Origin of the sequence: Bradyrhizobium sp. SZCCHNPS1003, from assembly GCF_032381555.1 — a bacterium.
GTDB lineage: Bacteria > Pseudomonadota > Alphaproteobacteria > Rhizobiales > Xanthobacteraceae > Bradyrhizobium.
On the sequence record NZ_JAUHIU010000020.1, the window covers coordinates 73689 to 86304 of the forward strand.

The 12616-nt window shown below is 67.2% G+C and carries 11 protein-coding genes; 10 read left to right on the forward strand and 1 reads right to left on the reverse strand.

From position 1 onward, the window contains the following. Nucleotides 1-238: 238 nt before the first annotated feature. Nucleotides 239-1213 carry a Ku protein gene (locus QX126_RS27890; protein ID WP_315739842.1) on the reverse strand — a complete coding sequence of 325 codons (975 nt, stop codon included), beginning with the start codon at nucleotides 1211-1213 and terminating at the stop codon, nucleotides 239-241. 257 nt (nucleotides 1214-1470) lie between these two features. Between QX126_RS27890 and QX126_RS27895 the strand changes: the two genes are divergently transcribed. From QX126_RS27895 to QX126_RS27940, 10 genes are all read left to right on the forward strand, one after another. After that, nucleotides 1471-1623, forward strand: a complete 153-nt coding sequence (locus tag QX126_RS27895; RefSeq protein WP_315785160.1) for a hypothetical protein — start codon at nucleotides 1471-1473, stop codon at nucleotides 1621-1623. Nucleotides 1624-1914: 291 nt separating this feature from the next. Further along, nucleotides 1915-2589, forward strand: a complete 675-nt coding sequence (locus QX126_RS27900) for a response regulator transcription factor (protein WP_006614547.1) — start codon at nucleotides 1915-1917, stop codon at nucleotides 2587-2589. A gap of 62 nt (nucleotides 2590-2651) precedes the next feature. Next, nucleotides 2652-4028, forward strand: a complete 1377-nt coding sequence (locus QX126_RS27905; protein WP_315777569.1) for a sensor histidine kinase — start codon at nucleotides 2652-2654, stop codon at nucleotides 4026-4028. A gap of 110 nt (nucleotides 4029-4138) precedes the next feature. Then, nucleotides 4139-5605, forward strand: a complete 1467-nt coding sequence (locus QX126_RS27910; RefSeq protein WP_315785163.1) for a hypothetical protein — start codon at nucleotides 4139-4141, stop codon at nucleotides 5603-5605. Nucleotides 5606-5712: 107 nt separating this feature from the next. After that, complete coding sequence (locus tag QX126_RS27915; protein WP_315785165.1) at nucleotides 5713-5982, forward strand: hypothetical protein; 270 nt, start codon at nucleotides 5713-5715, stop codon at nucleotides 5980-5982. A 138-nt stretch (nucleotides 5983-6120) separates the two neighbouring features. Next, complete coding sequence (ccmI, locus tag QX126_RS27920; RefSeq protein WP_315785168.1) at nucleotides 6121-7224, forward strand: c-type cytochrome biogenesis protein CcmI; 1104 nt, start codon at nucleotides 6121-6123, stop codon at nucleotides 7222-7224. 31 nt (nucleotides 7225-7255) lie between these two features. Continuing rightward, nucleotides 7256-7792 (forward strand): cytochrome c maturation protein CcmE, encoded by a 537-nt coding sequence (gene ccmE, locus QX126_RS27925; RefSeq protein ID WP_315739836.1) that lies wholly within the window; start codon nucleotides 7256-7258, stop codon nucleotides 7790-7792. Continuing rightward, the gene (locus tag QX126_RS27930; protein ID WP_315785171.1) at nucleotides 7789-9768 is read left to right on the forward strand and encodes a heme lyase CcmF/NrfE family subunit; all 1980 of its coding nucleotides are present in this window, start codon (nucleotides 7789-7791) and stop codon (nucleotides 9766-9768) included. The genes ccmE and QX126_RS27930 overlap by 4 nt, the downstream gene beginning before the upstream one ends. 5 nt (nucleotides 9769-9773) lie before the next feature. Next, a complete protein-coding gene (locus tag QX126_RS27935) occupies nucleotides 9774-10262 on the forward strand; it encodes a cytochrome c-type biogenesis protein (protein WP_315785174.1) in 489 nt (162 codons plus the stop codon). Nucleotides 10263-10588: 326 nt separating this feature from the next. Beyond that, entirely contained in the window at nucleotides 10589-11932 is a 1344-nt protein-coding gene (locus QX126_RS27940; RefSeq protein ID WP_315785176.1) for a methyl-accepting chemotaxis protein, read from the forward strand. Nucleotides 11933-12616: the final 684 nt, after the last annotated feature.

Genomic DNA, 12616 nt, shown 5'->3' on the forward strand with positions numbered 1-12616 from the left:
CTGATCGCTGGATCACCGCCGCAGGATCAACTTACCTGACCAAGGCAGATGTTTCCGCCGTGAATGGGACGGCGGCGATCGATGCGGTGTCGTTGGTGGATGACAGACCCGTGGCCACGCGCGGTGTGGCGTGCCCGCTGCAACACCTGGAACTCGCGGCAGTCGCGGCCGAGCGACCGTTATGCAGAGGACCCGTACGACGTGCAGAGATCCGGAGGTCGCTCGCCGTATCGAAGCCTCAACTCGCTTTGCGTGAGCGTGCGGTGGTTCGCACGGGCTTCTCCGACTTCTTCGGCTCCTCGGCCTTCTTCGTCTCGTCCTTGGCCTTCTTGCCGCTGATCGGCAGCAGCATCTCGCGCTGGCCTTCGACGCGCTTCTTCGGCTTCTTGGCCTTGGCCTTCGGCGCGGGGGCGGCCGCGGCGGGCGCCTTGTCACCCTCGCTGGCAAGGCTGCGCTTCAGGGCGTCCATCAGGTTGATGACGTTGCCGCTCGACTTCGGCGCGGCCTTGGCGGCGATCGTCACGCCGCTGCGCTTCTTGTTGATGAGCTCGATCAGCGCGGCCTCGTAGTGATCCTCGAAGTTCTCCGGCTGGAAGTCGGCCGATTTCTTCTCGACGATGTGCTTGGCGAGATCCAGCATGTCGCTGGTGATCTTCACATCCTGGATGTCGTCGAAATATTCTTCCTCGTTGCGCACTTCGTAGGGGTAGCGCAGCAGCGTTCCCATCAGGCCCTTGCCGAGCGGCTCCAGCGCGATGATGTGCTCGCGGTTGGTGAGCACGACACGGCCGATCGCGACCTTGTCCATGCTGCGGATGGTCTCGCGAATGACCGCGAAGGCGTCATGGCCGACCTTGCCGTCAGGGACGAGGTAATAGGGGCGGATCAGATAGCGGCTGTCGATGTCGGTGCGCGGCACGAACTCGTCGATCTCGATGGTGTGCGTCGATTCCAGCGCGATGTCCTCGAGCTCGTCCTTGGTGACCTCGATGTAGGTGTCGGTGTCGACCTTGTAGCCCTTGACGATGTCGTCATTGGCGACTTCCTCGCCGGTCTCGGCATCGACCCTGCTGTATTTGATGCGGTGGCCGGTCTTGCGGTTGATCTGGTTGAAGGAGACCTTCTCGGACTCCGACGTCGCCGGATAGAGCGCGACCGGACAGGTCACGAGCGACAGGCGCAGAAAACCCTTCCAATTGGCGCGCGGGGCCATGACCTACTCCACTTAACTCCGAACTAACGGCTTGCTCCGAACCGGGCTGCTGCGGATGTCGTTCTCGCGGCAGCCGCGAGGATAACACCCGAGGCTGCGGATTCAACAAGCTGGCCGGCAGATTCTCGGATCGGCGTTAACCCGTCGCAGGGGGGGGCGCCGTACCGGAACATCACCTGGCTGCCGACGTTGCCAACGAGAGTGCGTGACAGAGCGCTTTACCGCTCGAACGCGGATAACAGTCAGCTGAGGGCACCATGGCAGCCAGACGACCGACGCAGATCGTCGAGACCCCCACCGAAGCGCGGCAGGGTGAGCCTGGACCGTCCGTCCTGGCGATGCTGGCCATCTCCACCGGACTGGCGCTGCTGGTCCTTGGCCTGGTCTGGTTCGTGTTCTTCCGCACCTGACACGAGGACCGTTCGACCCGCTCCGTTGCGTGGCTGGGGAGGGGACCGGGGGAGCAACGTCCGTCCGCGTCCCCGCAGGTCCGCGTTCGAGCCCCGCCATCGGTGCGGCGGGTCTTCACATGCCCATCCTCCAGAGCTTATATCCGCCCCAATTCTGTCGGCCCTTGCCGGCGGTCCCGATCGAGATGACCAAAAAGTAACTTGGTCGCTCGGGTTCCGTTCATGCACGGTTCACGGCCTTCCGGTTCATCTTGAGGGCGGAAATCGTGCAGTTCAGCTTTGGAGGCAAGCGTGCGTCTGCTCGTTGTCGAGGACGATCCGGATCTCAACCGTCAGCTCACCACGGCCCTGAGCGACGCCGGCTACGTTGTGGACCGTGCGTTCGATGGTGAGGAAGGGCACTATCTGGGAGACAGCGAGCCCTACGACGCTGTCGTGCTGGACATCGGCCTGCCCAAGATGGACGGCATCTCGGTGCTGGAAGCCTGGCGGCGCAATGGCCGGGCGATGCCCGTGCTGATCCTGACCGCGCGCGACCGCTGGAGCGACAAGGTCCAGGGCTTCGACGCCGGTGCCGACGACTATGTCGCCAAGCCGTTCCATCTCGAGGAAGTCCTGGCGCGCATCCGCGCGCTGCTGCGCCGCTCGGCCGGCCATGCCCAGAGCGAGCTGACCTGCGGGCCGGTCACCCTCGACACCCGCACCGGCAAGGTCAGCGTGTCAGGCAACCCCGTCAAGATGACCTCACACGAATACCGCCTGCTGTCCTATCTGATGCATCATTCCGGTCGCGTCGTCTCGCGCAGCGAGCTGGTCGAGCATCTCTACGACCAGGACTTCGACCGCGATTCGAACACGATCGAGGTGTTCGTCGGCCGCATCAGGAAGAAGCTCGACTGCGACGTCATCCAGACCGTGCGCGGCCTCGGCTACCTGCTGACCCCGCCGCCGGCCGCAGGCGCCTGATCCGTTTCCGGAGCATGCCATTCGAGGTGGCCGGGCGCCGGCCGTTTCGCTAGTTTGCGGTCATGCGCCAGAGTTCACTTGCCACCCGGTTGTTCCTGTCCGCGACCGCGTGGCTCGTGGTCATTCTCGCCATTACCGGCATCGTGCTGTCCTCGGTCTATCGCAACGCGACCGAGCGCGCCTTCGACCGACGGCTCAACCTCTATCTGCGCACCCTGATCGCCGAGGTCGCCACCCCCGATGATCCACCGGACCGCCAATTCCAGTCATTGGGCGAGCCGCTGTTCGAGCTGCCGCTGTCCGGCTGGTACTGGCAGATCACCCGTACCGACGCCGAGAAGCCGGAGGTACGGGCCTCGCGCTCGCTGTGGGACAAGAAGCTGCCCAAGCTGGAGGAGCAGGGGGTCGAGCTCACGGCGGCCGGGATCCGGATCGGCTATGTCGAGGGGCCGGAGAACCAGGACCTGCGCATGGTCGAGCGCCCGGTGGATCTCGGCTCCGACGGCAAATTCCTGGTCAGCGTCGCCGGCGATGCCTCGGAGATCTTCGACGAGACCCGCAGCTTCGACTATTACCTCGGCGGCACCTTCACGGCGCTCGGGATCGTGCTGCTGCTCACGACCATCTTCCAGGTCCGCTATGGCCTCGCGCCGCTGAAACGGATCTCCGAATCGATCGCCGACATCCGGTCCGGGCGCGCCGAGCGGCTGGAAGGGGAGTTTCCGGTCGAGATCGCGCCGCTGGCCCGCGAGACCAATGCGCTGATCGATGCCAATCGCGAGATCGTCGAGCGGGCGCGCACGCATGTCGGCAATCTCGCCCATGCCATCAAGACGCCGCTCTCCGTCATCGTGAATGAAGCGGCGACCCATGCGGCGGACCCCTTCGCGGCCAAGGTGATGGAGCAGGCGGACGTCATGCGCGACCAGGTCGCCCACCACCTCGAGCGGGCGCGGATCGCCGCGCGCGTCACCATCGTATCCACCGTGACCGAGGTGGCGCCGGCCATCGAGGCGCTGCGGCGCACCATGGAAAAGATCTACCGCAACCGCAGCATCGTGGTCGAGGCGACCGCCGATCCCGCCGCGAGGTTTCGCGGTGAGCGCCAGGATCTGGAGGAGATGGTCGGCAATCTGGTCGACAATGCCTGCAAATGGGCGGCTTCGCGGGTTTCGGTCGAGCTCACGGTGGAGCCGCCGGCCCAGTCCGGGGCGTCGCCGATGCTGCGGATCGTGGTCGACGACGATGGCCGCGGCCTCTCGGCCGCCGAGCGCGCCCAGGTGCTGCGGCGCGGCCAGCGGCTGGACGAATCCAAGCCGGGATCGGGGCTCGGGCTGTCGATCGTCACCGATCTGGCCGCGCTCTATGGCGGCCGCCTGACCCTGGGCGATGCCCCGACCGGGGGACTGCGGGCGGAGCTGAGATTGCCCGGCGTTTGACGGGGCGGCGAATTTCGCCATCCTAAAGGTGTTCTTAATACCGCGGACGCTATGGTTCGGGCAGGGGTGCGCGATGTGCGCTCTCGCCGTGGAAATTTGCACGCCGGCGCATGGGTCAGACAGCTCACGAGCGGTTAAGGGAATATCTCGGGCAGCTGCCGCCGAACGCGCAGTCGCTCCTGATGCGCGAATTCGAGCGCGCCATTGAGCGCGGCCAGGACGTCGCCGTGGCGACCCTGGTGCTCGAGCAACTGCGCAAGGTGGTGCGTCCCGTCGCGCCGGCGGCTCCCGCTCCATCTGCCGACCCGGCGCGGCCGCAACCCGCCATCGAGATCGCCCGTCCGCAGGCCCGCGAGGAGCGCCGCCAGAGCGGCGACGGCCCGCGTCGGCTGTTCCGGCCGCTCGACCCGTTCCTCACCGATTCCACCGGTCCTCTCCGTCCCGGCCAGATCCGCCGTGCCTCGCTGCTGCCGGTCTGGCAGTGGCTCGGTCGCGAAGGCGCGCCGGAGCGCTACGCCGAATTCGAGGCCGCGATGGCGGTCTCCAGCGACAGTTCGCGCGAGGTCGAGATGGCCGCGCGCAAGCTGCAGCGCGCCGCCGCCGACGCGCTGATGAACCTCGTCGGCCCCAATGCGACCGGCGACCGCCAGCGCGCGCTGGCCCGCATCGGCGCCCCCAGCGTGATCGAGGATCTGCTGCCGATCGGGCTGGTGCTGCAGAATCGCGAGGCGCTCGACGGCCTCAACGGCCGGTTGCCCGGCATCATCCGCGTGCTCGGCGATTCGCAGATTGCCTCCGTCACCGAAGCCATCAACGTGCCGTCGCTGCAGACGCCCTCGATGCTGCCGTTCGCATTGTCGCTGGTGATGCAGCGGCTCGCCGCGCCCTGGCAGATCATCCGGCTCGCCACCAAGATCGCCGCCTCCGATGACGAGATCAGGGTCGCGGCGACCCCGTTCGGCGTCGCCGTCACCATCGCGCTCAACGATCTCGCCGGGCTCGCCTCGGTGCTGCGCGCCGACATCCGGCGCGGTCATTTCTCCAATCTCGGCGATACGCTGAAGACGCTGCATGACGGCGTTCGCGGCCTGCGCACCGAGCTCGACCTGCGCTCGGAATCGAACTGGGGCAAGCAGCTCACCGCGATCCGCGCCGACATCTCCAATGCCCTGCAATCGGAGATCGACAGCGTGCCGGGCCGCGTCCGCCGCATCCTGCGCCAGCGCGCCGACAAGGACATTCCGGCCGGCGCCGGCGTCGACGGCAGCGAGGTCGAGGAGGTGGCGGCGCTGATCGAGTTCGTCGCCGTCTGCCGCAACTATGCCAGCGAGCTCGCGATCAACGAGGTGACGCTGCGGACCTATTCCGACCTGCAGCAATATGTCGAGAAGGCCACCGAAGCGCTGGTGCAGTCGCTGCGCTCGGGCGACGCGCGGGCGCGCGCCTATCGGCAGTCGCAGGTGTCGGCGGCGATCCGCTTCTGTCACGTCCTGTTCGGCAACGACTACGCCCAATTGATGAGCAGGGCGGCCGAGAACGCGATGAACGGCGAGCGAAAATCCTCGCGCGCCGGCTGAGATTTTCTGCTAATCTGTTTACGTTTTTGATTTTGCAATTTCAGGTTGACCCCGCCCCGGGGCCACGCATAGGTTCCCGCCCGGTTCCATCCTTTTTCATCAAGACCATGATTTCCGTCATCAACTTCGTCGAGGTCGAGAACCGCGTCGTTCGCGCGACCTATCGCAACCTCATGATCAAGGCGAAGGTCGTGCTCGTCGACAAGACGAGCGGGGCGCCACTCGCCGATCCCGTCATCACCATCGCCTCGCCGGTCCCGGTCGGGTCGCTGCGGATCAGGCTCACCGACCATGTCAGGCCGGGGACCTATTTCCTGGTGGCCCTGAACGGGCGCGGCAGCTATCTCGCCAAGAGCGCCGAGTTCGAGGTCCCCTAATTACGTAATCCTCCTGAGTTTTTCGGCGCGGACGGCTGGGCTACCACGGCGGCAAATGTGAATTGCCGCCGGGAACAGTGCTGGTTAAAAGCGGCGCGAGGCGCGCCTGCCGGTGGGCGCTGACTGGAACTCTGTCCGATGACTCTCTGGTTCGTGTTCGCCGTGATGACGGCCGCGGCGATCTTCGCCGTCCTGCTGCCGCTCGGCCTGGGCGCGCGGGCCTCGTCGGACGGTCGCGAGGTCGCCGTCTACAAGGACCAGCTGGCCGAGATCGAGCGCGACGTCGAAACCGGGCTGATCGGCAAGGTCGAAGCGGAGGCCGCGCGGGTCGAGATCGGCCGCCGCCTTTTGGCCGCTGCGGACCAGGAGGGCGAGGCCACGGTGAAGCCGAGCCTCGGCCTGCGCCGCGCGTCGGCCGTGCTGGCGCTGATCGGCGTGCCGATCGTGGCGCTCGCGGTCTACCTGCCGCTCGGCTCGCCGCAACTGCCGGATTTCCCGCTCACCGCGCGCGCGGCGCCGCCCACCGGGACGCAGCCGCTGGAAACGCTGGTGGCGCAGGTCGAGCAGCATCTGCAGAAGAATCCGACCGACGGCCGCGGCTGGACCGTGCTCGCCCCGGTGCTGGCACGGCTCGGCCGCACCGATGACGCGATTCGGGCCTATCGCAACATGATCACCTATGCCGGCGACGGCGCGGCCAAGCGCGCCGATCTCGGCGAGATGATCACGGCGGCCGCCGGCGGCGTCGTCACCGCCGAGGCGAAGGTGGAGTTCGAGCGGGCCCATGCGCTCGAGGCCGACGAGCCGAAGTCGAACTATTATCTCGGTCTCGCCGCCGAGCAGGACGGCCGCAAGGACGATGCGAGCGCGATCTGGCGGGCGATGCTGGGCAAGGCGCCGGCGGATGCGCCGTGGCGGCCGCTGGTGACGGCGGCGCTCGGCCGGGTCGGCGGCGGCGAGGTGCCGGCGCTGCCGAGCGAGGCGATGGCCGCGGCCAAGAGCATGAGCGACGGTGACCGCGAGACGATGATCCGCGGCATGGTCGACCGGCTGGCGGCGCGGCTGAAGCAGAACGGCGACGACGTCGAGGGCTGGCTGCGCCTGGTGCGCGCCTATGTCGTGATGGGTGATCTCGACAAGGCCAAGGGGGCGCTGTCGGATGCGCGGCAGGCGGTGTCCGGCAATGCCGAGCGGTTGCGGCAGCTCAACGAGGGCGTGAAGACTTTCGGCTTGGATGGATGAGCGGCGCTTCCGCCGCCAACGGGATGACGGGATGACACGCAAGCAGAGGCGTTTGACGATCATCGGCGGTGCGCTGTTCGTGCTCGCGGTCGCGGCAGGGCTGGTGCTCAACGCGCTGCGTGACTCCATCGTGTTCTTTTCGACCCCGACCATGGTGGCGGAGAAGCATATCGGCCCGGGCAAGCGCTTCCGGCTCGGTGGCCTGGTGCAGCCGGGCTCGCTGAAGCGCGGCGACGATCTCGACATCAGCTTCGAGGTCGCCGACGGCGGCGCCAAGCTGGCGGTCGCCTATAAGGGCATCCTGCCGGATCTGTTCCGCGAAGGGCAGGGCGTCGTCGCCGAGGGCGCGCTCGATGCCAACGGCGTGTTCAAGGCCGACACCGTGCTCGCCAAGCACGACGAGACCTACATGCCCAAGGAAGTCGCCGACAGCCTGAAGAAGCAGGGCCATTGGAAGGACGATTACGGCAAGCCGCAAGCCGGCGCCAAGCCAGCCGGCGCAGCCACACCAAGCCCGGTGTCGATGCGCGAGGGGGCTGACAAGAGCGCGGCAGGAGCGACGCAGTGATTGCAGAGAGCGGACATTATGCCCTGGTGCTGGCGCTCGCGCTGGCGCTGATCCAGTCGACCGTGCCGATGCTCGGCGCCGCCCAGCGCGACGTCGCGCTGATGAATGTCGGCCGCTCGGCGGCGCTGGCGCAATTGCTGTTCGCCGGCCTGTCCTTCATCGCGCTGATCACCCTGCACGTGACCTCGGATTTCTCCGTCGCCAACGTGTTCGAGAACTCGCACTCGATGAAGCCGCTGCTCTACAAGGTCACCGGCGTGTGGGGCAACCACGAAGGCTCGATGCTGCTGTGGGTGTCGATCCTGGCGCTGTTCGGCGCCATGGTCGCGGCCTTCGGCAACAACCTGCCGCTGTCGTTGCGCGCCCGCGTCCTCGCCGTGCAGGCCTGGGTGGCGACCGCGTTCTATCTGTTCATCCTCACCACCTCGAACCCGTTCACGCGCCTCGCCACCCCGCCGATCGAGGGCCGCGACCTCAACCCCGTCTTGCAGGATATCGGGCTCGCCGTGCATCCGCCGATGCTCTATCTCGGCTATGTCGGCTTCTCGATCTCGTTCTCGTTCGCCATCGCCGCGCTGATCGAGGGCCGCATCGATGCCGCCTGGGCGCGCTGGGTGCGGCCGTGGACCCTGATGGCCTGGATCTTCCTGACGCTCGGCATCGCCATGGGCTCGTACTGGGCCTATTACGAACTCGGCTGGGGCGGCTGGTGGTTCTGGGACCCGGTCGAGAACGCCTCGCTGATGCCCTGGCTCGCCGGCACCGCGCTGCTGCACTCCGCCGTCGTCATGGAGAAGCGCAACGCGCTCAAGGTCTGGACCATCCTGCTGTCGATCCTGACCTTCTCGCTGTCGCTGCTCGGCACCTTCCTGGTGCGCTCCGGCGTCATCACCTCGGTGCACGCCTTCGCCAGCGATCCCACGCGCGGCGTCTTCATCCTCGGCATCCTCGTGCTGTTCATCGGCGGCAGCCTGACGCTGTTCGCCGGCCGCGCCACCGCGCTGAAGCAGGGCGGCCTGTTCGCGCCGATCTCGCGCGAGGGCGCGCTGGTCTTGAACAATCTGCTGCTCACCGTGTCCTGTGCCACCGTGCTGTTCGGCACGCTCTATCCGGTGATCATGGAGGCGCTCGACTTCAAGCTCTCGGTCGGCGCGCCCTTCTACAACATCACCTTCGGCCCCTTGTTCGCGCTGCTCTTGCTGATGGTGCCGTTCGGCCCGATGCTGGCCTGGAAGCGCGGCGATCTCGTCGCCGCGATGCAGCGGCTGCTCGCGGCCGGCATCACCGCGCTGGTGGCGATCGCAATCGTCTGGGCGTGGGCGCGCGGCGGCAGCGCGCTGGCGCCTGTTGGCATCGGCCTCGGTGTGTTCGTGATCACCGGCTCCGTCGTTGATCTGGTCGAGCGCAGCGGCGTGGCCCGCTTGCCGTTCAGGACCGCGCTGCACCGGACCCGCGGCCTGCCGCGCTCGGTGTGGGGCACGGCGTTCGCGCATGCCGGGCTCGGCGTCGCGCTGCTCGGCATCGTCTGCGAGACCACCTGGAACAGCGAGCTGATCAGCACGCTCCGTCCTGGCGACGTCCGCAATCTCGCCGGCTACCAGATCAAGTTCGACGGCATGACCCAGCGCCAGGGCCCGAACTTCAGCGAGGTCGTCAGCACCTTCGTCATCAGCGAGGACGGCAGGCAGCTCAGCGTCCTGACGCCGAGCAAGCGCAGCTTCACGACGCGCGGCATGTCGACGACGGAGGCGGCGCTGATGACGCGCGGCGTCAGCCAGCTCTACGTCTCGCTCGGCGATGCCACCGCCGACGGCGGCCTCGCCGTGCGCATCTATCACAAGCCGCTGGTGCTGCTGATCTGGTTCGGTCCGGTGCTGATGGCGTTCGGCGGCCTGCTGTCGCTGTCCGACCGGCGCCTGCGCGTCGGCGCGCCGCGGCCGGCGCGTGCCGCGCACGCGCTGCAGCCGGCGGAGTAGGGCGGATGCGACGCATTCTCGGTCTCGCGGCGCTCGCGCTGCTGCTGGTCGCGGCGCCGGTGGCGCATGCGGTGCAGCCCGACGAGGTCATGGCCGACACGGCCAAGGAGCAGCGCGCCCGCGCGCTGTCGCGCGAGCTGCGCTGCATGGTCTGCCAGAACCAGTCGATCGACGATTCCGATGCGCCGCTGGCGCGCGACCTGCGCCTCCTGGTGCGCGAGCGTCTCGCCGCCGGTGATAGTGACAATCAAGTGCTGGATTTCCTGGTCGCGCGCTACGGCCAGTTCGTGCTGCTGAAGCCGCGCTTCGAGCGCCAGACCCTGTTGCTGTGGCTGCTGCCGCCGGTGCTGCTGCTCGGCGGCGGGCTTGCGCTGTGGCTGCAGGTGCGCCGCCGCGGCCAGCGCGGCCCGGAGGCCACGCCGAAGCTGACGGCGGAGGAGGAGGCGCGGCTCGCCGCGCTGATGGCCGCCGAGCAGCCGCCGCCGGCGACATGAAGTGCGCGACTTATGGTCGATGCGCCGCGCCGGTTTCGGAGCTCACCCTCATGGTGAGGAGGCGCGCAGCGCCGTCTCGAACCATGAGGCCACAGCGCGGGCCTCGCCCTTCGAGACGCCCGCCTGCGGCGGGCTCCTCAGGGTGAGGAGCGGAAGGCAGAACGTGGCCGGAATGGTCAGCGTCCAGCACGCCTTCGATGCTCCATCTTGCTTCGGCCGGTAGCCCGCAAAACCCCGTGCTCGCCCCGCCCCCGTGCTTTCATCTTATTTTACCTTTGTCTGGAAGTGTGCGTTGACATTCCGTCTGACGTACCCGGGCAAAGCCGATGTTCTCCAACAGTAATCTGACGATCCGCTTCCTCGTGGGGGGCGTCGTGGCCTCTCTCCTCATGCTGTTGGCGATCGGCGGCGGCACCGGCTTCATCGCGGTGCTCTATCTCAACAATCAGATCACCAGCCTGTCGTCGGATTTCGCCAGTCTCAGCGGCCCCGCGCGTGATCATGCGATGCTGACCTATCAGCAGGCGCAGTCGGCGTTCTCCTACTTCCTCATGGCCTGCGTCGCCATTGCCGTGTTCGCCAGCGCCGTCTGCCTGATGACCTACGCCGCCGTGCAGAACGGCGTCCTGCGCCCGCTCGCCGCGATGGTCAGCGCCATGCGCGACGTCGCCGACCAGAAATTCGACACGCGCATTCCCGGCCTTGGCCTCAGCAACGAGATCGGCCAGCTCGCCGGCGCGCTGGAGGTGTTCAAAACCAACGGCATCGAGCGCCAGCGCCTCACGGAGCGCGAGCTGCAGGAGGCGCAGCGCCAGGGCGAGCGTTCGCGCTTTCTCGACGGCCGCATCCATTCCTTCAACGAGCTCGTCGCCAGCGTCGTCGGCAGCGTGGCGTCCTCGGCGGTCCGGCTGAAGAGCAATGCCGAGACCCTGTCGCGCGCCGCCAACGACACTTCTGCTAAAGCCAATGCGGTCGAGGCCGCCGCCAACCACGCCAATCGCAGCGTCCAGACGGTGGCCGGCTCGGCCGAGGAGATGTCGAGCTCGATCGGCACCATCAGCCGCCGCGTCTCCGACGCCACCCAGCGCGCCGAGGGCGCGGCGTCGCAGGCCGAGAAGAGCAAGAACACCATCCATTCGCTGTCGGACGCCGCCGAGAAGATCGGCGCCGTCGTCCAGCTGGTACAGGCGATCGCCTCGCAGACCAATTTGCTGGCGCTGAACGCCACCATCGAGGCCGCCCGCGCCGGCGAGGCCGGCAGGGGCTTCTCGGTCGTGGCGTCGGAGGTGAAGAACCTCGCCAACCAGACCAGCAAGGCGACCGACGAGATCTCGGCCCATGTCGCCAGCATCCAGGGCATCACCGCCGAGACTCGCGGCGCCATCGACGGCATCTCGACCACGCTCTCCGAGATCAGCGCCATCATGTCCGGCATCGAGGTCGACACCTCGCAGCAGCGCAACGCCACCCAGGACATCTCCAAGAGCGTCCAGGAAGCCGCCCGCGGCACCCTCGACGTCTCCAACCACATCGCCCAGATCACCTCCACCTCGGCCGAAACCGGCCGCCTCGCCACCGACGCCCGCGACGCCGCCGGCGAACTGTCGCAACAGGCCGAGACGCTGAAGCGCGAGGTGGATGCGTTCATCGTGAGCGTGAAGGCGAGCTGAGGCGGCGATGCCGTAGCCCGGATGAGCGATAGCGACATCCGGGTTCTCACGCGCTGCCGAGGTGAACCCGGACATCGCCGCGCTCATCCGGGCGACGCGTTCGGTCGAGTAGGGCGGATTAGCGCAGCGTAATCCGCCACTGCAGACCGAGCTTGGATCGTGGCGGCTTACGCCTGCGGCTAAGCCGCCCTACGCACCGCCGATGGGGCGGTCCGTCCGCGTAACCCGCATGAGTGCAGCTACATCCGGGATCGCACCAGATTTAGAGATGACTCCGGATATCGCTGCGCTCATCCGGCCCACGCTCGCTTGGTTGTCGTCCGAGTATTGGATAGGGCAGTACTAACTTCATCCCTTGCCCGTAGCCCAAATCACCTCTTCTTCTGAAAAACAGTCGATAAATTCAGAAAATCAAAAATCCTCTTGCGCTCCACCCCAAATCACCCTTATCCTCCGCGCGTTCCGTTCCGCTGAGGGAGCGTATCGCGATCGTCACGGACGCGGGTTTCGGAATGCGATGGACGCGGGCTGCCGCAGCGGGGCTTTGGCCTCGCCGACGAACGGTGGAACGCGGACGGGAAATCGTGTGGTCCTGGCCTCCCGGTGCTGAGGCCAAGCCGGTGGTGATGATCCGCCGGTGACGGGGGCAAGACAGCCGGTCCCCGGGGAGATCACGTATAATCG